This window comes from Pseudomonas sp. D(2018), assembly GCF_005502555.1.
Classification (GTDB): domain Bacteria; phylum Pseudomonadota; class Gammaproteobacteria; order Pseudomonadales; family Pseudomonadaceae; genus Metapseudomonas; species Metapseudomonas resinovorans.
The window spans coordinates 1-19678 of sequence record NZ_SCOK01000033.1; the positions used below are offsets into that span (position 1 = coordinate 1).

The following is a 19678-nucleotide window of genomic DNA, read 5'->3' on the forward strand; positions in this document are numbered from 1 at the left end:
TTGGGCTGGGCGGGCACCGCCGAGATGGCGAAAACCCTTTGATCACTTGGCCGCTGATGCCAGGGGGTTGGTCGCCTTTCCCGCCTTCCGCCTCTCAAACCCAGCCTTGCGCAGAATCGCTCCAGCGATAACCCCGTCACGCCGACTGCAGGTTCTGCGAGTGCCTGGGCAAGCCGATGGAGATGGAGGCGGCCAACACCACGAAAGCCGTGGAGACCCACAAGCACGCCTCCAGCCCATAGGCCTGGTAGATCCAGCCGGACAGCAGCGTTCCGATCAACCTCCCCAGCGCGTTGGACATGTAGTAGAAACCCACGTCCAGGGATACGCCGTCTTCCTTGGCATAGCTGACGATCAGGTAGCTGTGCAGGGAGGAGTTCACGGCGAACAGCGCACCGAACACCATCAGCCCACCCAGCAGCACCACCTGGGCCGACCAGCCGCTTGAAAGGCCCACCGCAATGGCCGCGGGTAACGCCGCCAGCAAACTTGCCCAGAGGAAGGCCGCGCGGCCGTCCGGTACATGCCCACGCCGTTTGCCGGTGATGGCCGGCGCGAAGGACTGCACGATGCCGTAGCCGATGACCCACGCGGCGAGGAAGCCGCCGACCAGCCAGAAGTCCCAGCCGAAAACGGTGCTCAGGTACACCGGCAGCGCGACCACGAACCAGACGTCGCGGGCGCCGAAGAGGAACAGCCGGGCCGCCGAGAGGATGTTGATGGCCCGACTCTTGGATAGCATGTCGCGGAACTTCGGCTTGGCCTTGGCCTTGCCCAGATCCTTCTTCAGCAGCACCAGGCTGCCGAGCCAGATCAGGCTCAGCACGACCGCCATGGCCAGGACCGCGCCCGTGAAGCCCAGCAGGGCAAGCAGCGCCCCACCCAGGAAGAAGCCCACGCCCTTCAGCGCGTTCTTGGAACCGGTGAGGATCGCCACCCACTTGTAGAGCGTGCCCTGCTGGCTGTCTGGCACCAGGAGCTTGATCGAGCTCTTGGCGCTCATTTTATTGAGGTCCTTGGCGATGCCCGACAGCGCCTGGGCGCCCATCACCCAGGGGATGGTGAGCCAGGCGGCGGGCACCGTGAGCATCAGCAGCGCGATGACCTGCATCCCGAGGCCGATGTTCATGGTGCGGTTCAGCCCCACGCGCGCGCCGAGGTAGCCGCCCACCAGGTTGGTGATGACACCGAAGATCTCGTAGAACAGGAACAGCGCAGCGATCTGAAGTGGCGTGTAGCCCAGGGTGTGGAAGTGCAGCACCACCAACATGCGCAAGGCGCCGTCGGTGAGGGTGAAGGCCCAGTAGTTGCCGGTCACTAGCAGGTACTGGCGCACTTCAGGGGAGAGGCCGGACAACGCCTTCATCGGGTTCCACTCCTGGTGGGTAGCCCGGATACCCATCCGGGGAAATGTGCTTCGGGGCATTCCCGGATTTCATCCGGGCTACCGGTGCTATCAACCGGCCAGGCCGACCAGCCGGGCCAGCTCGACAGTGCGGTTGGCGTAGCCCCACTCGTTGTCGTACCAGGCATAGAGCTTCACCTGGGTGCCGTTGACCACCATGGTCGACAGTGCGTCGATGATCGACGAGCGCGGGTCGGTGCGGTAATCGATGGACACCAGCGGGCGCTCTTCATAGCCGAGGATGTCCTTCAGTTCATTCTCCGACGCCGTCCTGAGGAGCTGGTTGACCTCCTCCACCGTGGTTGCGCGCTCCACTTCGAACACGCAGTCGGTCAAGGATGCGTTGGCCAGCGGCACCCGCACGGCGTGACCGTTCAAGCGGCCGCGCAGCTCGGGGAAGATTTCCGCGATGGCGGTGGCCGAACCGGTGGTGGTGGGGATCAGGCTCATGCCCGAGGCACGGGCGCGGCGCAGGTCCTTGTGCGGCTGGTCGAGAATGCTCTGGGTATTGGTCAGGTCGTGGATGGTGGTGATGGAACCGTGGCGGATGCCGAGGTTTTCGTGGATCACCTTGACCACCGGCGCCAAGCAGTTGGTGGTGCAGGACGCGGCGGTGACGATGCGGTGCTGCGCCGGGTCGAACAGGTGCTGGTTGACCCCCATCACTACGTTGAGCGCGCCCTTCTCCTTGACCGGCGCACTGACCACCACCCGCTTCACGCCCTGGTCCAGATAGGCCTGGAGCACGGCGACGGTTTTCATCTTGCCGCTGGCCTCGATTACCAGATCGCAATCGGACCAGTCGGTGTCGGCGATGGCTTTGTTGGCAGTGACCTGGATGCGCTTGCCGCCGATCACCACGCAGTCGCCTTCGGCACTGGCTTCGTGCTGCCAGCGGCCGTGAACCGAATCGAAGTTCAGCAGATGGGCGTGGGTGGCGGCGTCACCCGCGACGTCATTGATGCGGACAAACTCGAACTCCGGCCAGTCCCAGGCAGCGCGCAGCGCCAGGCGACCGATACGACCGAAACCGTTGATACCGACTTTGATGCTCATGCTCGTATTCTCGAAAAATGCGTGGATCAAATGGAACGTTGTTCGATCCCCTCAGGGCTGCCCTGGTACGGCCAGACACCTGTGGGTCTTGATCGCCGGGCTGATAACGCCGGGCACGCAAACTCAGCAGCAGGCAGCGACGCGTTCCGGACGGTCGCCCATGCCTTCCAGGCGCTTCGAGTCGGGGCTCAGCCAGTGCCGGTTGGCGTCCAGCACTGTGATCAGCACACGGTGTACCCAATCGGGCAGGTTGGGATGCAGGCGGTAGTAGACCCACTGGCCCTGGCGGCGATCCGCCAATAGCCCGCAGGTGCGTAGCTGCGCCAGGTGGCGGGAGATCTTCGGCTGGCTCTCATCCAGCGCGCAGGTGAGTTCGCAGACGCACAACTCGTCCTCGCGGGTGATGAGTAGCATCAGGCGAACGCGGGTTTCGTCAGCCAGGCATTTGAATACAGTAGTGGGGGTCAGATGGTCGGCCATAGCGGTCTCAACGTTTGGTTTTCACCAGAGCGAACATCCTGATGCGTTCATATATCTCGTGAACGGTGTGGCGGAAGGCGTCGGGCCTGCTGCTGGTCACCGGGTCTTGGAAGTCATGGCCATTCTCTCGAGTAGATATGGTTTGGCAAATATATGATTTTTCGAATATTAGGTAAAGCCACCAAACCGGAACACTCGATCTGTGCAGAGAGCTTCTCGCCAGCAGGATAATGAACCAGCACTGACCCGGGCACTTGTGCTTCCCTACACCACCCAAAACATCCGGTAAACCGTATATTCGTACATCGCCATGAACCTGACATGACAGGGGAACCAGGTTCTGTCGCACCTCGATCCCACAGAGGAACCGAGCAATGAGGAAGCTCACCTTGAGCGCGCTGTTGCTGACCGGCCTGTTCGGCAGTTAGACGCTACTGCTCGCCTATCAGCACTGAAATTCGACCGGCCCAGGTGTCCGGCGAGCCGCCCCCTTGGCCTCCAGCAGATCACCGCAAGGGCGAATCCATCCGCCCCTTCCCGCGTTGACCGCCCTACCCCGCCGCTGATACCGCTGCGCTGCGCGGCTTGCGAGTCATCAGGGTGAATCCACTGATGGCGGCCAGGGCGAACAGCGATTGCAGGCCGATCATCGGCCAGGCGGTGCCATCCTGCAGGGCACCGAGCAGCAGGCCGCTGCAGGTGGCGCCGAGCATCTGCGCGAACCCCATCAGGCCGGCGGCGAGACCCGCGCGGTGGGCGTTGGGCATGACCACGCCGGCTACCGACGCCGGGATCAGCATGCCGCCGCCCAGGGTCACCAGCACCTGCGGCAGCGAGAGGCCGAGCACCGACAACCCGAGCGTGGCATGCACCAGCAAGGTGGCAAGGGCCCCAGTTGCGACCAGGCTCACGCCGATGCCGACGATACGCTGCGGGCCGAGTTGCATGATCTTGCGCTGGGTGAACAGCGCCCCGGCGATCAACCCGGAAATGGTGGCGCCGAAGGCCAGGCCGTACTCGGCCGCGCTCAGCCCCAGCAGGCCGATATAGACAGCCGAGGAACCGGCCACGACCGCGAACATCGCCCCGTAGGTGCCCGCCAGGGTGAACGCCAGGGCACGGCTGGATCGCTGCTTGAGCAGGTCGAAGTAGTCCCGCGCCAGGGTCGTCGGATGGCCGGCCTTGGGGTCGAGGCTGGGATTGGATTCACGGTAGAAGGCCAGCACCGCCAGCAGCGCCAGGCTGCCAATGGTCAGCGAGGCCAGGATGGGCGCGTGCCAGCCGCCCCACTGGGTGAGCAGGCCGCCCAGCATCGGGGCCAGGGCGATGGCGCTGAGCATGCCGATCACGGTCATCGCCAGGGCCGGCGCGGCCTGGGCCTTCCACACATCGCGCACGATGGCCCGCGCCAACACCAGCGCGGCGCAGGCGCCGAGGCCCTGGGCCACGCGCCCGAGGATGAAGCCGGTCATGCTGTCGGCCAGCAGCATCCAGGCCGTGGCGACCAGGTACAGACTCAGCCCACCGATCAGCACCGGGCGACGGCCGATGCGGTCGGACAGCGGTCCTAGCAGCAACTGCCCGACGCCAAAGGCGGCGACGAAGGCGGACAACGCGGCCAGGCTGGCACCACGGGCGGCGCCCAGGCCCTGCTCGAGGCTGCCCAGGGCGGGAATGATCAGTTGGGTGGATATCTCGCCCATGGCGGTCAGCACCATGAGGATCACCAGCAGCAGGCGTGACGGGCTCATGCGCGGACTCCTTCTTCTTCGGCTTCCAGCGCCAGGGCCATCAGTTGCCACTCCAGTGCCTGCCAGTCGTCATTACTGACGGCGGACGGCGCACCGCAGTCCGCGACGCGTTCTACGGCGTGTTGTTCATAGTTCATCGCATGCACCTCCGTTGGTCGCTTCGCCCTTGGGCTGACGATTTAAATTACGAGTGACATATATACACGAAATTAGATTATGCCTATCATATTTTCGACCCACGGTATTACCGCCCTGTGCCGCCGAACCAGAGGATCGCTCCATGAACCGTTCGCACGCCGCCCTTCTCGCCCTGATTCCTGCTGCCCTGCTGGCCCTGAGTGGCTGCAACAGTCAGGCCGATACCCGCGTCGCGGCGCCGCAGCCGCGCGCTGTCCTGGTGGCCGAGGTGCAGGCCGCCGCCCAGCAGGACGCCCTCTACACCGGCGTGGTGGCAGCGCGTACCGCCAGCGACCTGGGTTTCCGCGTCGGCGGCAAAGTGATCGCCCGCAAGGTGGACCCGGGAACCCGCGTCAAGCGTGGCGACGTGCTGCTGGTGCTGGACAACACCGACTTCGAACTGGCCCTGCGCGCCGCACGCAACCGCGTTACCGCTGCCGAAGCCGAACTGCGCCAGGCGCGCGATGACGAATCCCGCTACCGCCGGCTGGCCGGCACCGGCGCGGTTTCCCGCCAGATATTCGATCAGGCCGCCACACGCCTGCGGGTGGCCCAGGCCGAGCAAGCCGCGGCCACCTCCGAAGCCGCCCAGGTGGAAAACCGCCGCGCCTACTCCACCTTGAAGGCCGATGCCGACGGTGTAATCACTGACGTGCGCGTGGACCGCGGCCAGGTGGTCGCGGAAGGTCAGGTGGTCGCCAGCCTGGCCCATGACGGCGCTCGCGAAGCGGTGATCGACATCCCGGAAACCCAGCGCGCCCTGGCCAGCCACGCGGCCCGTGCCTATCCCTACGGCGCCGCGGCTGAGGCGGTGCCCGCCACCCTGCGCGAACTCTCCGCCGCAGCGGACGCCACCACGCGCACCTTCCGTGCTCGCTACACCCTGGGCGGGGAATCGGCCGCCCTGGCCATCGGCTCCACCGTCACCCTGCGCCTGGACGGCGCAGCCCAGCAAAAGCTGGTGCGCGTGCCGCTGGGCGCCCTGCACGACAAGGGCCAGGGCGCCGGTGTCTGGGTGATAGGTACGGACAACAAAGTGGAGTTGCGACCGGTACGCGTGGTGCGCCTGGAGCAGGAAGAGGCCGTGCTGGAAGGTGGCGTGCAACCCGGCGAGCGCATCGTCGCCCTCGGTGCCCACCTGCTGAACATCGGCGACAGCGTCCGCGAACTGCCGGCGCCGTCGCTGGCCCTGGAGCACTGACATGGGCCGCTTCAACCTCTCGGCCTTCGCGGTGCAGAACCGCGCCGTCACCCTCTTCCTGATCATCGCTACCCTGGTCGCCGGCGCCATTGCCTTCAGCAAGCTGGGGCGCGCCGAAGACCCGTCCTTCACGGTCAAGACCATGACCATCACCGCCGCCTGGCCCGGCGCCACCGCGCGGGAAATGCAGGAGCAGGTGGCAGACCGTCTGGAAAAGCGCCTGCAGGAACTGGACTTCTACGACCGCGTGGAAACCATCGCCCAGCCCGGCTTTGTCTCGATGAAGCTCCAGTACCTCGACTCCACCCGGCCGGGCGACATCCAGGAGCTCTTCTACCAGACCCGCAAGAAGCTTTCCGACGAAGCCAATCGCCTGCCGCAAGGCGTGATCGGGCCTTTCTTCAACGACGAATACTCCGACGTCTACTTCGCCCTCTATGCCCTCGAAGCCGAGCAACTGCCCCACCGTCAGCTGGTGCAAATGGCCGAGGACCTGCGCCAGGGCCTGCTCAACCTGCCCGGCGTGAAGAAGATCAACATCCTCGGCGAACAGGCCCAGCGCATCTTCGTCGAGTTCTCCTATGAGCGCCTGGCGACCCTGGGCCTCAAGCCCGAGCAGATTTTCGAAGCCCTGGCCAAGCAGAACGGCGTGGCCCCGGCCGGCTTCGTCGAAACCGCCGGCCCGCGCGCCTACATCCGCATGGACGGTGCCTTCGACAGCCTGAAGCTGATCGAGAACGTGCCCATCAACGCCAACGGCAAACTGCTGCGCATCGCCGACGTCGCCACGGTAAAGCGCGGCTATGAAGATCCGCCCAGCTACCGTATCCGCCACCAGGGCGAGCCGGCGCTGATGCTCGGCGTGATCATGGAGAAGCACTTCAACGGCCTGGAGCTGGACAAATCCCTGCAGGCCGAGGAAGACCGCATCCACGCCGGGCTGCCGCTTGGCGTGACCTTCGACAAGGTGTCCGACCAGGCCGAGAAGATCCGCATCGCGGTCAACGAGTTCATGCTCAAGTTCTTCGTCGCCCTCGGCGTGGTCATGCTGATCAGCCTGCTGGCCCTGGGTTTCCGCGTCGGTCTGGTGGTGGCGGCAGCGGTGCCGCTGACCCTGTCCATCGTCTTTGTGGTGATGCTGATGACCGGCCGCGAGTTCGACCGCATCACCCTCGGCGCGCTGATCCTGTCCCTTGGCCTGCTGGTGGACGACGCCATCATCGCCATCGAAATGATGGTGGTGAAACTGGAGGAAGGCCTGGACCGCGTGCAGGCCGCCACCTTCGCCTGGACCTCCACCGCCGCGCCCATGCTTACCGGCACCCTGGTAACCGTGATCGGCTTCCTGCCGGTGGGCTTCGCCAAGTCCAGCGCCGGGGAATACGCCGGCAACATCTTCTGGATCGTCGGCTTCGCCCTGATCGCCTCCTGGGTGGTAGCGGTGTTCTTCACGCCCTACCTGGGGGTGAAACTGCTGCCGAACATCAAGCCGGTGCCCGGCGGCCATGAAGCGCTCTACGCCACCCGCCTCTACCAGCGCCTGCGCGCGCTGGTCACCTGGTGCGTCAACCATCGCAAGTCGGTCACCGCGCTGGTGGTGCTGGCCTTCGTGCTCAGCGGCCTGGGCATGGGCGTGGTGAAGAAGCAGTTCTTCCCCAACTCCGACCGCTCCGAACTGCTGGTCGAGGTTTACATGCCGCCCGGCAGCGCGTTCAAGGCCACCGAAGCCGTGGTCGCGCAGCTGGAAAAAGCCCTGCTGGACGAGCCGCAAACCAAGCTGGTTGACGCCTACGTGGGTGGCGGCGCACCGCGCTTCTTCCTGTCCCTGAACCCCGAACTGCCGGACCCGGCCTTCGCCAAGATCATCGTGCAGACGGCGAACTCAGAGGCCCGCGACGCCCTCAAGGCGCGCATGCGTGAGCGCATCGAAGCGGGTGAATTCCCTTCCGCACGCGTACGCGTCACCCAGCTGCTGTTCGGTCCACCGGTCCCCTTCCCGGTCGTGTTCCGCGTTTCCGGCCCGGACCTCGACACCCTGCGCCAGATCAGCGAAGACGTCCGCACCGTGGTCGCTGCCAACAGCATGACCCGCGACACCTTCGTCGACTGGGGCGAGCGCAGCAGCGCCTATCGCCTGGTACTCGACCAGGACCGCCTGCGCCTGCTCGGCTTCACCCCCAACGAAGTCAAGAGCCAGCTCAATGCCCTGCTCACCGGCAACCCGGTGACCGAAGTGCGCGAGGGCACACGCACCGTGGCCGTGATGGTGCGGGCGCTGAATGCCCAACGGCAGAACCTCGGCGGCATCGAAGGCCTGACCATCACCAACTCAGCCGGCGTCTCGGTGCCGCTGGAACAGGTGGGCCGCTTCCAGCCTGTGATGGAAGAACCCATCCTCAAGCGCCGCGACCGCGAACCCACATTCGAAGTGCGCGCCGACATCATTGCCGGCACCCAGCCGCCGGATGTAGAGAAGGCCGTCTACGCCCAACTGCAACCGCTGATCGCCAAGCTGCCGGCGGGCTACAAGGTGACTATCGCCGGCCCGGTGGAAGAAAGCGCCAAGGCCAACAAGGCGCTCGCCGTGCTGTTCCCGGTGATGATCCTGCTGACCCTGGTGGTGATCATGTTCCAGGTGCGTTCCTTCGGCGTGATGTTCATGGTCTTCGCCACCGCGCCCCTGGGCCTGATCGGCGCGATCCCGGCGCTGCTGCTGTTCAACCAGCCCTTCGGCTTCAACGCCATCCTGGCGCTGATCGGCATCGGCGGCATCCTGATGCGCAATACCCTGATCTTCACCGACCAGATCGAACAGGAGCGAGCCCACGGCCGCCCCCTGCGCGAAGCCATCATCGAAGCCACCGTCCGCCGCGCCCGCCCGGTACTGCTCACGGCCCTGGCCGCCGCCCTGGCCTTCATCCCGCTGACCTTCTCGGTGTTCTGGTCATCCCTGGCCTACGTGCTGATCGGCGGCGTGCTGGTGGGCACCGTGCTGACCCTGCTGTTCCTGCCGGCGCTGTGTGCACTGGTGTTGCGGAAGGAAAAACCGATAACCACCGCAGCGGCCCTGGCATGAGGCGGTAAACCTCCTGCAGGGGCGAATTCATTCGCCAAGGGCAACGCAGTTGCCCCTGACACTCCCCCAGGGCAGACCTTCGGCCTGCTTGGCGAATGAATTCACCTCACAATTGCGAGAGGCTACTCCGCGCAGCAGCTATGCACCTTGGCGGGCTCGTCCTCGTAGCGGTCGTGGTAGGTCATCCAGTCCATGATCTCCTGCTCGTCCCGTCCCTTGGGCAGCAGGTCGAGGAAGTTGTACGCCCCCACCAACAGATCCAGCCCCCGGGCGTAGGTGGAATAGGTGTGGAAGATCTGCCCCGCCTCGTTGCGGTAGAACACGCTGAGCCCGGGCATGTCTTCGCCCGGGTCCTTGCTGGTGCCGTAGTTGTAGCGCGCAGTGCCGGCGTCGATGTCCTCGCGCCGTGCGGCCACGCCGAAGTCCTGGTTGAAGCTGCTGCCCTGGGACGACACCCACTTGAACGTCCAGCCCATGCGCTTGCGGAAAGCCTGGAACTCCTGCAAGGGCGCCCGCGACACGCAGAGCAGCGTCACATCGTGGTGTTTGAGGTGCTGGTTGGCGCCGTCGATATGGTCGGCCAGGAAGGAGCAACCCGGGCAGCCCTCTTTCCAGCCGGGAGCGAACATGAAGTGGTAGACCACCAGCGTGCTACGCCCGTCGAACAGGTCGGCCAGGGTTTCCCAGCCGTCCGGCCCTTCGAAGGCGTAGACCTGCTCGATGCGTACCCAGGGCAGCGCACGGCGCTCGGCACTGAGCTTGTCGCGCTCGCGGGTGAAGGCCTTTTCCTGGCGCAGCAACGCCTCACGGGCCTGAAGCCATTCTGCTCGAGAAACTACGGGGTGATTGTCGATTTTCATGGTGCGCACTCCTGAACCAGACGTTGATAGGGAACTCGCCCTGGTAGTCGTCCGGCAGAGGGTGCGCTCGACAATGGCGCAAAGCGTTGGCGACGAGCGGTCTGGCCTCAGAAGCTGTGGCCGCGTCTGGCCTCCAGCCGCTGGACAGTGGCGCTCGGTGTTTCACCGAACAGTTTGCGGTACTCGCTGGAGAAGCGCCCGAGGTGATTGAAGCCCCAGGCCATGGCGATCTCGGAGATGTTGCGCTGCGAGCGATCCTCGAGGATGTCCTGGCGCACGGCGGTCAGCCGGTGCTTCTTCAAGTAGGCCATCGGCGACAGGTCGAAGTACTTCCTGAAGCCCTCGAACAGCTTGAAGCGCGAAACACCGGCGGCTCGCTCGATATCTTCCAGGCAGATGTCCTCGCGGGCATGGGCCTGGATGAACGAGCGGGCGCGAAGCAGGTAGTGCGGCAGCTTGATCTCCAGACGCTCGCGCAGCTCGTCCGAATAGTTGTTCGGCTGGGCCAGGATCAGCCCCTTGATCAGCGCGCTTTCCAGGTCGCGGGTGAAGAACAGCTGGCCGTAGAGATCGCGACTGCGCTCCAGCTCGTCGATCAGGTGCCGGGCCATGCGCCACCAGGACGCGGCCGCGCCATCCACCGCGTCCATCTCGGCCTGGAAGCATATGGGCAAGTCCACACTGCGCTGCAGCAGGTCTTCCAGCGTCTGCTGCATGGCTGCACGGGGAATGGCCACTTGCAACTTGTGGCAGTCGCCGCCGATGGTCAGCTCCTGGTGCTCGTGGGGCGAGACGATCACGCCCCAATCGCGATCCGAATGCAGCAGGCGACCGGATTTGGCCAGCTCCTGCTCACCGCAGAGAGGCAGGCTGACGCTGTAGCAGTTGAGGTTCATCTCCTCACCGACGCCGATGGTGACGTCGGTGCCGTACTCCACGTAGCCCAGGGTCGTGGACATCGAGGGCAGCACATTGCCGCTGTGGTGGAACTGGATGCGTTCGGGCTTCGCCACCTTCAAGTGGTGAGGGCCGCAAATATTCGACATCCAGGACCGGGCTCCGGCCAGATCGTAGCGATCGGCGGATATGTCTCGAAAATGAAGATGGTTCTTCGTACTCATCACGCGGCACCCAACACGGCAATTGGAGATGCGCGCTCTAGCGGCGCGTCGAGTTAAAGCAGGCAAGCTCCATGCCACGCCAGCACGATCCTTCGAAGAGCAGAAAACGAGGATAGCATTGGCCAACTTTCCGGATAGAACCGTTCCTCGCGCCCCCGGACGGGTCACTCCAAGGAGCCCGAAAACTCGTCTGGACGCCTCATCCCAGAGCCTCGCTGCCTCGCCCTGAAGCACGCGCAGCAACGCTTCCATGCGCGTGTGGCCCACCGTCACCGGCGTCACTCGATGAAGCACCGCCAGACAGGTGAAGCGCCCCAGTGTTACCCGACTTGGGAAGGGTGCGCAGGCAAAGGGTTACCCGCGCAGCACCGGCGGATAGTCTTTGCCAATTTTTCGGATAGCGCGCAGCGAACGAATCGGCTAGCCATCCGTCCTTTCCACGACTTTGCGTTACCTCGGGCCAATCCAGGCCCGGCGGTCGTTACCGCGCCCCGCCAACCTGCCGACAGAGTGGATTCAATTCCCCTTCAGGGCCTCGCCGCTATCCGCTTCCTGGACAAAGGCTATCCGCTTTTTCCGGCCGCTCGAAAGTCGCTGAAAACCCCGCCCCTTGCGCCTTGCGGCCAGCCGGCCGGACACAAAATTTTCGGCGCGTCTTTGCCAACCAAGCGGATAGACCGGGGAAGTCCCGGCTCCTTCTAATGACCTCCACTGTTTCGCCCGATGTGGAAGGTGCCACCCATGAATACTTCGAATAAAAACGTTGCGCAGTGGAGAGAGTACGTCAGCGGCTGCCTGGACTTCCGTCCGGCCGAAGGCGTGTACCGCATTGCCCGGGACATGTTCACCGAGCCGGACCTGTTCGACCTGGAGATGGAGCTGATCTTCGAGAAGAACTGGATCTACGCCTGCCACGAGAGCGAGATCCCCAACGTCCACGACTTCATGACCCTGCGTGCCGGCCGCCAGCCGATGATCATCACCCGTGACGGCAATGGCGAGCTGAACGCCCTGATCAACGCCTGCCAGCATCGCGGCGCCACCCTCACCCGCGTCGGCAAGGGCAACCAGTCCACCTTCACCTGCCCCTTCCACGCCTGGTGCTACAAGAGCGACGGCCGCCTGGTGAAGGTCAAGGCGCCCGGTGAGTACCCGGAAGGCTTCGACAAGGCCACCCGTGGCCTGAAGAAGGCGCGCATCGAAAGCTACAAGGGCTTCGTCTTCATCAGCCTCGACGTCGCGGGCACCGACAGCCTGGAAGACTTCCTCGGCGACGCGAAGGTGTTCTTCGACATGATGGTCGCCCAGTCGCCCACCGGTGAACTGGAAGTGCTGCCCGGCAAGTCCACCTACACCTTCGACGGTAACTGGAAGCTGCAGAACGAGAACGGCCTGGACGGCTATCACGTCAGCACCGTGCACTACAACTACGTGGCCACCGTGCAGCACCGCCAGCAGGTCAACGCTGAAAAGGGTGGCGCCAGCAGCACGCTGGACTACAGCAAGCTTGGCGCCGGCGATGCCGAAACCGACGACGGCTGGTTCTCCTTCAACAACGGCCACAGCGTGCTGTTCAGCGACATGCCCAACCCCACCGTGCGTCCCGGTTACGCCACCGTGATGCCGCGTCTGGTGGAAGAGCACGGCCAGGCCAAGGCGGAGTGGATGATGCACCGCCTGCGCAACCTGAACATTTACCCCAGCCTGTTCTTCATGGACCAGATCAGCTCGCAGCTGCGCATCGTGCGCCCGGTGGCCTGGAACAAGACCGAGATCATCAGCCAGTGCATCGGCGTGAAGGGCGAGTCCGACGCCGACCGCGAGAGCCGCATCCGCCAGTTCGAGGACTTCTTCAACGTCTCCGGCCTCGGCACCCCCGATGACCTGGTGGAGTTCCGCGAACAGCAACGCGGCTTCCAGGGACGCCTGGAGCGCTGGAGCGACATCTCCCGCGGCTATGGCAAGTGGGTCACCGGCGCCACGCCGAACAGCCAGACCCTGGGCATCGCCCCGGTGATGACCGGCACCGAATTCACCCATGAAGGCCTGTACGTGAGCCAGCACAGCAACTGGCAGCGGTTCCTGCTCCAGGGCCTGGACCAGAAAGCCCTGAAACTGCAGGAGGTGCAGGCATGAACCAGCAGCTGCAATACCAGATCGAACAGTTCCTCTATCGCAAGTCCGCCCTGTGCGACGCCCAGGACTGGGACGCCTACCTGGACCTGTTCGACGAGCAGTGCGAGTACCACCTGCCGCAGTGGGAGTCCGAGCACCAGTACACCACGGACCCCAAGCGCGGCATGTCGCTGATCTATTACAGCAACCGCTCGGGCCTGGAAGACCGCGTGTTCCGCATCCGCACCGGCAAGGCCGCTTCGACCATCCCGATGCCGCGCACCCTGCACCAGATCAGCAACGTGCGCATCGCCGAGCGCGAAGACGGCCAGCTGGAAGTGAAGGCCAACTGGCACACCCTGTACTTCCGGCTGGGCCAGAGCGAGCAGTTCTTCGGCCATGCGACCTACCACCTCAAGCCCACGGGCGAGAGCTGGAAGATCACCCGCAAACACATGGTCCTGCTCAACGACACCATCAACTCGGTGCTCGATTTCTACCACCTCTGATCCACCGGAAGTACGCGCCATGAACCACAAGGTCGCCTTCAGTTTTGCCGATGGCAAAACCCTGTTCTTCCCCGTGCAGGGCAACGAGATCCTCCTCGACGCTGCCCTGCGCAACGGCATCAACATCCCGCTGGACTGCCGCGAGGGCGTCTGCGGCACCTGCATGGGCCGCTGCGAGTCCGGCCGCTACGCAATGGACTACGTGGACGAAGAGGCGCTGTCGGAGCAGGACCTGGCGCAGCGCAAGATGCTCACCTGCCAGACCCGCGTGCAGTCCGACGCGTCCTTCTATTTCGACTTCGACTCCGCACTCTGCGGTGCGTCGAAGACGGTGCAGGAGCGCGGCATCGTCACCTTTGTGGAGCAGGTGTCGCCGACCACCGCCATCCTCCACCTGGATGCCGGCGTCGACGGCCAGCGACTGGACTTCCTGCCCGGCCAGTACGCCCGGCTACAGGTGCCGGGCACGGACTCGAAGCGCTCCTACTCCTTCGCCAACCAGCCGAATGCCCAGAACAAGCTGCAGTTCCTCATCCGCCTGCTGCCGGACGGAGTGATGAGCAACTACATCCGCGAACGCTGCACGGTGGGAGACGAGATCCGCTTCGAAGCCCCGCTGGGTGCCTTCTACATGCGCCACATCGAAAAGCCGCTGCTGCTGGTCGCCGGCGGCACCGGCCTCTCGGCCTTCCTCGGCATGCTCGACGAAATCGCCGCGCGCGGCGGCTGCGGCCAGCCGGTGCACCTGTTCTACGGCGTGCGCCAGGTGGCCGACCTCTGCGAGCTGGAGCGCATCCAGGGCTACGCCGCGCGCATCCCCGGTTTCAGCTTCACCCCGGTGATCAGCGACGAAGGCCAGGACTGGAACGGCAAGCGCGGCTACGTACCCGAGCACTTCGATGCAGCCGCCCTGCGCGAAGCCCCCTTCGACATGTACCTGTGCGGCCCACCGCCGATGGTCGAGTCGGTGAAGACCTGGCTCAGGGAAAACAGCCTCGACAACGGCCACCTGTATTTCGAGAAGTTCACCGAGAGCAATACCTGAATCCCGGCTCCGCCCTTTCCGTAGGAGGGGTAGAGCCTGCGAAACCCATCAATTAGCGACCTCAGGCGCCATCGGACTCGATGCCCTGGCACGGCCAGCATGGGTTTCGCTCCGCTCTACCCATCCTACGAAGAGCAAGAACAACAAATCCGCTCCACCTGTTTCACCAACTGCCCACACAACAACTAGCAGGCCGGGTCACGACGGCACTGCGTAACCAAGGCGGTAACCATGAAAACGACTCTGAACCTTGCGATGCTCGGGGCCGCACTGGCCTCTTCCCTTCCCGCCCTGGCACAGGACCCTGTGCGCATCGGCTTCATCACCACCCTTTCGACCCCGGCCGGTTACCTCGGCGAAGACGCCCGCGACGCCTTCCGCCTGGCCATGGACCAGGAAGGCGGCAAGCTCGGCGGCGTGCCGGTGGAACTGGTGGTCGAGGACGACGGCCTGCAACCCGCCAAGGGCAAGCAGATCATCGACCGCATGAGCCTGGACGGCATCTCCCTCTACACCGGCGTGATGTTCTCCAATGTTCTGGCCGCGGTGGTCAACGGCGCCACCCAGGGCGACCGTTTCTACATCAGCACCAACGCCGCACCGTCCAACCTTGCCGGCGCGCAGTGCAAGCCGAACTACTTCGCTGCCTCCTACCAGAACGATGTGCCCCACGAGATGGCCGGCGTTGCCGCCAACGACCTGGGCTACAGGAAGATGGTCATCCTCGCCCCCAACTACCAGGCGGGCCGCGATGCGCTGGCCGGGTTCAAGCGCACCTTCAAGGGTGAAGTCACCGAGATCTACACCAAGCTCAACCAGCTGGACTTCTCCGTGGAACTGGCGCGCATCCGCTCGCTGAACCCGGACGCCGTGTTCCAGTTCCATCCCGGTGGTGCCGGCATCAACTTCGCCAAGCAGTACGGCAGCTCGGGCCTGGCAAAAAGCATTCCGATGGTGGTGCCGGTGTTCTCCATGGATGAACGCATGCTGGCGGCTACCGGCAACGTGGCCGAGGGCGTCAACGTAGTCAGCGGCTGGAACCCGCAGTCCGACAACCCGGCCAACCAGGCCTTCATCAAGGCTTTCACCGAGAAGTACAACCGCGCGCCGACCATGTATGCCGCCCAGGGCTACGACACCGCGCGCCTGATCGGCTCGGCACTCAAGGCCACCAACGGCAACCTCAAGGACGCCGATGCCTTCCGCGCGGCCCTGCGCGATGCCCACTTCGACTCGGTACGTGGCGACTTCCGCTTCGGCAGCAACCAGCATGCGGTGATCGACTGGCACCTGCTCAAGGTCCAGGCCGGCGCCGATGGCAAGCTCGCCGAAGTGCCGGTGAAGACCATCGCCAAGGCCCAGGTGGACAGCTACGCGACCCAGTGCGCGCTCTGATTCCAACCTGATCCGCCAGCCCGCCGGCCACACCGGCGGGCCACCACCGCAGGACTTCGCCATGCTGTTGCTCGAACAACTTCTCAACGGCCTGCAGTACAGCGCCCTGCTGTTCCTGCTCGCCTCCGGCCTGACGCTGATCTTCGGCATCATGGGCGTCATCAACCTGGCCCACGGCGCCTTCTACATGGTCGGCGCCTTCTGTGCCGCCTATACCGCCATCGCCAGCGGCTCGTTCTGGCTCGGCGGCCTCGCCGCCCTGGCCGGTGCCGCGCTCTATGGCCTGGTGATCGAAACCGGGATCATCCGCCGCCTCTACAACCGCGACCATCTGGACCAGGTGCTGGCCACCCTCGCCGTGGTGTTCTTCACCAACGAGCTGATCACCCTGCTGTTCGGCCGCAGCCCGCCGGCCATGCCGACGCCGGACTGGTACAACGCCTTCGTCGAAGTGCTTCCCGGCCTGATGTACCCGGTCAGCCGCCTGCTGTTCATCGGCGCCGGCCTGCTGGTGGCATTGGGCATGTGGCTGCTGATCAACCACACCCGCCTGGGCATGCTGATCCGGGCCGGCGCCGACGACCACGAGATGGTCGGCGCCCTGGGGGTGAACATCAGCCGCCTTTACACCCTGGTGTTCGTCTTCGGCTGCATGCTCTGCGGCCTCGCCGGGTTCATGGCCGCGCCGCTGCTCTCGGTGGAGATCGGCATGGGCGAGAAGGTGCTGATCACCACCTTCGTGGTCATCGTCGTCGGCGGCGTTGGCTCGGTGCGCGGTGCCCTGGTGGGCGCCCTGCTGATCGGCATGGTCGACAGCCTGGGCCGCGCCTACATCCCGCAACTGCTGGACCAGCTGCTGCCGGCCGAGGTCAGCGGCGCCCTGAGCGCCGGGCTGATTTCCGCCAGCGCCTACATCGTCATGGCCCTGGTGCTGCTGGTGCGTCCGCGCGGCCTGCTGCCGGCCCGCGCCTGAGGAGAATCCCATGTCCCGACGCCTGATTATCGACCTGGCCTGCCTGGCCACCTTCGCGCTGATGCCCCTGGTGGCAGCGCTGTTCGACGAACCCTTCCTGGTCAGCCTGTTCACGCGCCTGGCCATCTACGGCATGGCCGCCGCCAGCCTGGATTTGCTGATCGGCTACGGCGCCCTGGTCAGCTTCGGCCACGCGGCCTTCTTCGGCCTGGGCGGCTACGTGGTTGGCATCATCGCCTTCCACAGTTCGCAGGCGATGCCGCTGTGGGGCTGGGAAGGCAGCAACAGCGCGCTCATCGTCTGGCCGCTGGCCCTGCTCTGCTGTGCCCTGCTCGGCCTGGTGATGGGCTACCTGTCGCTGCGCACCAGCGGCGTGCAGTTCATCATGATCACCCTGGCCTTCAGCCAGATGCTCTACTTCATCCTCGGCTCGCTGTCCCTCTACGGCGGTGACGACGGCATCCTGATGAACGAGCGCAACAGCCTGCCCGGCCTCGACCTGAACGACGCCAACGCGTTCTATTACCTCTGCGTGGCCCTGCTGGTGGCCTGGCTGTTGTTCTGCCGGCGCCTGGTGGACTCGCGCTTCGGCTTCGTCCTGCGCGGCCTCAAGCAGAGCGAGCGACGCACCATCAGCCTTGGCCTGAAACCCCTGCGCTATCGCCTCACCACCTTCGTCATCGCCGGCCTCGGCGCGGGCCTGGCCGGCGTGCTCTGGGCCAACTACGCGCTGTTCGTCAGCCCCGACATGGGCGCCTGGCAGAAGTCCGGCGAGCTGATGGCCATGGTCATCCTCGGCGGCGTCGGCACCCTCCTCGGCCCGGTGCTGGGCGCGGCCGTCTACCTCGGCCTGGAACAGCTGTTGAGCCTGTGGACCGAACACTGGCTGCTGATCTTCGGCCCCCTGCTGCTGCTGGTGGTGCTGTTCGGCCGCCAGGGCATCTACGGCCTGCTGATGGCCGGCCAGCGGCCGCGCAAGGCCACCGCCAAGTCCGCCCCTGTCGCCACCACCCGCGAGGTGCACCCATGAGCGCGCAACTGTCCATCCGTGGCCTGGAAAAGGCCTTCGGTGCAGTGAAAGCCACCAACGGCGCCAACCTGGAGCTGGCCGCTGGCGAGCTGCACGCGATCATCGGCCCCAACGGCGCCGGCAAGTCGACGCTGATTTCGCAGATCGCCGGGGAAATCCGACCGGACAAGGGCCAGATCCTCTTCGCCGGCCAGGACATCACCGAGGTGCCGGCCCATGAGCGACCACGCCTGGGCCTGGCCCGCTCCTTCCAGGTCAGCCAGCTCTACCCGGACTTCAGCCTGCTGGAGAATGTCGCGGTGGCCATCGCCGCCCGCGAAGGCAAGAGTTTCGGTATGTGGAACCCGCTGTCCCGCGACCGCAGCCTGCTGGACCCGGCCCTGGGCTACCTGGAGCAGGTGGGCCTCGGCCGCCGCGCCCAGGACCTGGTGAGCGAGCTGTCCCACGGCGAACGCCGCCAGCTGGAACTGGCCCTGGCGCTGGCCCAGGAGGCGTCGGTGCTGCTGCTGGACGAACCCATGGCCGGGATGGGTGCGGAAGAATCCGCGCGCATGACCGAGCTGCTCCAGTCGCTCAAGGGGCGCTACGCCATCCTGCTGGTGGAGCACGACATGGATGCGGTGTTCGCCCTGGCCGACCGCATCACCGTACTGGTCTACGGCCAGACCATCCTCACCGGCACCGTCGAAGAAGTCCGCAGCAACGCGCAGGTCCGCGCCGCCTACCTGGGGGAAGAACATGCTTGAAGTCAGTGGATTGCAGGCCGGCTACGGCCTGAGCCAGGTGCTGTTCGACATGCACCTGAGCATCGAACAGGGTCAGGTGGTCTCGCTGATCGGCCGCAACGGCATGGGCAAGACCACCACCGTGAAATCCATCATGGGCCTGCTCAAGCCCAGTGCCGGCAGTATCCGCATACACGGCCAGGAGATGCGCGGCGCCTTGCCCTACCGCATCGCCCAGGCGGGTCTCGGCCTGGTGCCGGAGGGCCGCCGCGCCTTCGGCAGCCTGAGCGTGAAGGAGAACCTGCTGGCCACCGCCACCAAGGGCGGCAAGTGGGACCTGGCGCGCATCTACGCGCTGTTCCCGCGTCTGGAAGAGCGCCAGGAGCAACTGTCGAAGACCCTCTCCGGCGGCGAGCAACAGATGCTGGTGGTGGGCCGCGCGCTGATGACCAGCCCGCAGTTGCTGATCCTCGACGAAGCCACCGAAGGCCTGGCCCCGGTGATCCGCGAGACCATCTGGAACTGCCTGGCCACCCTCAAGGCCGAGGGCGAAACCATCCTGGTCATCGACAAGAACCTCAAGGAGATGGCGCGGGTGGTCGATCGCCACCACATCATCGAGAAGGGCCGACAGGTCTGGCAGGGCACGCCGGATCAGCTCGCCGCGACACCGGAGTTGTCGCACCGATACCTGGGCGTCTAGCGCGCCCTTGAATCCGGCCCGTAGTCACGACGGGCCGGACACCCCGACGCAACCCG

17 protein-coding genes and 1 pseudogene are annotated in these 19678 nt (G+C 65.2%); 10 read left to right on the plus strand and 8 right to left on the minus strand.

Annotated features, from left to right (window positions below; genetic code table 11):
* Positions 1-136 precede the first annotated feature (136 nt).
* The 6 genes and pseudogenes from arsJ to FFS60_RS28740 form a co-directional block, all read right to left on the minus strand.
* The gene (gene arsJ, locus FFS60_RS19405; protein ID WP_028628823.1) at positions 137-1366 is read right to left on the minus strand and encodes an organoarsenical effux MFS transporter ArsJ; all 1230 of its coding nucleotides are present in this window, start codon (positions 1364-1366) and stop codon (positions 137-139) included.
* Positions 1367-1456: 90 nt separating this feature from the next.
* Positions 1457-2461: an ArsJ-associated glyceraldehyde-3-phosphate dehydrogenase gene (locus tag FFS60_RS19410; protein WP_028628822.1), complete on the minus strand. Its 1005-nt coding sequence runs from the start codon at positions 2459-2461 to the stop codon at positions 1457-1459.
* A gap of 123 nt (positions 2462-2584) precedes the next feature.
* Positions 2585-2941 (minus strand): metalloregulator ArsR/SmtB family transcription factor, encoded by a 357-nt coding sequence (locus tag FFS60_RS19415; RefSeq protein ID WP_137822883.1) that lies wholly within the window; start codon positions 2939-2941, stop codon positions 2585-2587.
* 7 nt (positions 2942-2948) lie between these two features.
* Positions 2949-3053 (minus strand): annotated as a pseudogene (locus tag FFS60_RS29090) (arsenate reductase ArsC); the annotation flags it as partial.
* Between the two features lie 439 nt (positions 3054-3492).
* On the minus strand, positions 3493-4692 hold the full coding sequence (locus FFS60_RS19425; RefSeq protein WP_137822884.1) for an MFS transporter: 1200 nt from the start codon (positions 4690-4692) through the stop codon (positions 3493-3495).
* Positions 4689-4829 carry a hypothetical protein gene (locus tag FFS60_RS28740; protein WP_171016545.1) on the minus strand — a complete coding sequence of 47 codons (141 nt, stop codon included), beginning with the start codon at positions 4827-4829 and terminating at the stop codon, positions 4689-4691. The genes FFS60_RS19425 and FFS60_RS28740 overlap by 4 nt, the downstream gene beginning before the upstream one ends.
* A 143-nt stretch (positions 4830-4972) precedes the next feature.
* On the opposite strand from FFS60_RS28740, the gene FFS60_RS19430 reads away from it, so the two are divergent.
* Entirely contained in the window at positions 4973-6070 is a 1098-nt protein-coding gene (locus FFS60_RS19430) for an efflux RND transporter periplasmic adaptor subunit (protein WP_137822885.1), read from the plus strand.
* 1 nt (position 6071) lies between these two features.
* Positions 6072-9146, plus strand: coding sequence for an efflux RND transporter permease subunit (locus tag FFS60_RS19435; protein WP_137822886.1), 3075 nt, complete (start codon positions 6072-6074; stop codon positions 9144-9146).
* Positions 9147-9268: 122 nt separating this feature from the next.
* Here the strand turns inward: FFS60_RS19435 and FFS60_RS19440 are convergent, their stop codons facing one another.
* Both FFS60_RS19440 and FFS60_RS19445 read right to left on the minus strand, forming a co-directional pair.
* Positions 9269-10006, minus strand: coding sequence for a thioredoxin family protein (locus FFS60_RS19440; RefSeq protein ID WP_028628805.1), 738 nt, complete (start codon positions 10004-10006; stop codon positions 9269-9271).
* 107 nt (positions 10007-10113) lie between these two features.
* Complete coding sequence (locus FFS60_RS19445; RefSeq protein WP_137822887.1) at positions 10114-11127, minus strand: AraC family transcriptional regulator; 1014 nt, start codon at positions 11125-11127, stop codon at positions 10114-10116.
* Between the two features lie 741 nt (positions 11128-11868).
* Between FFS60_RS19445 and antA the strand changes: the two genes are divergently transcribed.
* The 8 genes from antA to FFS60_RS19485 all read left to right on the plus strand — a co-directional run bounded on the left by antA (position 11869) and on the right by FFS60_RS19485 (position 19622).
* A complete protein-coding gene (gene antA / locus FFS60_RS19450) occupies positions 11869-13263 on the plus strand; it encodes an anthranilate 1,2-dioxygenase large subunit (RefSeq protein ID WP_028628803.1) in 1395 nt (464 codons plus the stop codon).
* Complete coding sequence (gene antB, locus FFS60_RS19455; RefSeq protein ID WP_137822888.1) at positions 13260-13751, plus strand: anthranilate 1,2-dioxygenase small subunit; 492 nt, start codon at positions 13260-13262, stop codon at positions 13749-13751. The genes antA and antB overlap by 4 nt, the downstream gene beginning before the upstream one ends.
* Before the next feature lie 19 nt (positions 13752-13770).
* A complete protein-coding gene (gene antC, locus FFS60_RS19460; protein WP_137822889.1) occupies positions 13771-14796 on the plus strand; it encodes an anthranilate 1,2-dioxygenase electron transfer component AntC in 1026 nt (341 codons plus the stop codon).
* A gap of 231 nt (positions 14797-15027) precedes the next feature.
* The gene (locus tag FFS60_RS19465; RefSeq protein WP_137822890.1) at positions 15028-16191 is read left to right on the plus strand and encodes an ABC transporter substrate-binding protein; all 1164 of its coding nucleotides are present in this window, start codon (positions 15028-15030) and stop codon (positions 16189-16191) included.
* Between the two features lie 61 nt (positions 16192-16252).
* Positions 16253-17164, plus strand: coding sequence for a branched-chain amino acid ABC transporter permease (locus FFS60_RS19470; RefSeq protein WP_137822891.1), 912 nt, complete (start codon positions 16253-16255; stop codon positions 17162-17164).
* Between the two features lie 10 nt (positions 17165-17174).
* Complete coding sequence (locus FFS60_RS19475; protein ID WP_137822892.1) at positions 17175-18194, plus strand: branched-chain amino acid ABC transporter permease; 1020 nt, start codon at positions 17175-17177, stop codon at positions 18192-18194.
* Positions 18191-18940 carry an ABC transporter ATP-binding protein gene (locus tag FFS60_RS19480; RefSeq protein WP_028628797.1) on the plus strand — a complete coding sequence of 250 codons (750 nt, stop codon included), beginning with the start codon at positions 18191-18193 and terminating at the stop codon, positions 18938-18940. Before FFS60_RS19475 ends, FFS60_RS19480 begins: the two co-directional genes overlap by 4 nt.
* Complete coding sequence (locus FFS60_RS19485; RefSeq protein ID WP_028628796.1) at positions 18933-19622, plus strand: ABC transporter ATP-binding protein; 690 nt, start codon at positions 18933-18935, stop codon at positions 19620-19622. The genes FFS60_RS19480 and FFS60_RS19485 overlap by 8 nt, the downstream gene beginning before the upstream one ends.
* Positions 19623-19678 lie beyond the last annotated feature (56 nt).

Excerpts from the sequence above, each read along its gene's own strand:
- arsJ (WP_028628823.1), bottom strand. The coding sequence starts at position 1,366 with ATGAAGGCGTTGTCCGGCCTCTCCCCTGAAGTGCGCCAGTACCTGCTA.
- FFS60_RS19410 (WP_028628822.1), bottom strand. The coding sequence starts at position 2,461 with ATGAGCATCAAAGTCGGTATCAACGGTTTCGGTCGTATCGGTCGCCTG.
- FFS60_RS19415 (WP_137822883.1), bottom strand. The coding sequence starts at position 2,941 with ATGGCCGACCATCTGACCCCCACTACTGTATTCAAATGCCTGGCTGAC.
- FFS60_RS19425 (WP_137822884.1), bottom strand. The coding sequence starts at position 4,692 with ATGAGCCCGTCACGCCTGCTGCTGGTGATCCTCATGGTGCTGACCGCC.
- FFS60_RS28740 (WP_171016545.1), bottom strand. The coding sequence starts at position 4,829 with ATGAACTATGAACAACACGCCGTAGAACGCGTCGCGGACTGCGGTGCG.
- FFS60_RS19430 (WP_137822885.1), top strand. The coding sequence starts at position 4,973 with ATGAACCGTTCGCACGCCGCCCTTCTCGCCCTGATTCCTGCTGCCCTG.
- FFS60_RS19435 (WP_137822886.1), top strand. The coding sequence starts at position 6,072 with ATGGGCCGCTTCAACCTCTCGGCCTTCGCGGTGCAGAACCGCGCCGTC.
- FFS60_RS19440 (WP_028628805.1), bottom strand. The coding sequence starts at position 10,006 with ATGAAAATCGACAATCACCCCGTAGTTTCTCGAGCAGAATGGCTTCAG.
- FFS60_RS19445 (WP_137822887.1), bottom strand. The coding sequence starts at position 11,127 with ATGAGTACGAAGAACCATCTTCATTTTCGAGACATATCCGCCGATCGC.
- antA (WP_028628803.1), top strand. The coding sequence starts at position 11,869 with ATGAATACTTCGAATAAAAACGTTGCGCAGTGGAGAGAGTACGTCAGC.
- antB (WP_137822888.1), top strand. The coding sequence starts at position 13,260 with ATGAACCAGCAGCTGCAATACCAGATCGAACAGTTCCTCTATCGCAAG.
- antC (WP_137822889.1), top strand. The coding sequence starts at position 13,771 with ATGAACCACAAGGTCGCCTTCAGTTTTGCCGATGGCAAAACCCTGTTC.
- FFS60_RS19465 (WP_137822890.1), top strand. The coding sequence starts at position 15,028 with ATGAAAACGACTCTGAACCTTGCGATGCTCGGGGCCGCACTGGCCTCT.
- FFS60_RS19470 (WP_137822891.1), top strand. The coding sequence starts at position 16,253 with ATGCTGTTGCTCGAACAACTTCTCAACGGCCTGCAGTACAGCGCCCTG.
- FFS60_RS19475 (WP_137822892.1), top strand. The coding sequence starts at position 17,175 with ATGTCCCGACGCCTGATTATCGACCTGGCCTGCCTGGCCACCTTCGCG.
- FFS60_RS19480 (WP_028628797.1), top strand. The coding sequence starts at position 18,191 with ATGAGCGCGCAACTGTCCATCCGTGGCCTGGAAAAGGCCTTCGGTGCA.
- FFS60_RS19485 (WP_028628796.1), top strand. The coding sequence starts at position 18,933 with ATGCTTGAAGTCAGTGGATTGCAGGCCGGCTACGGCCTGAGCCAGGTG.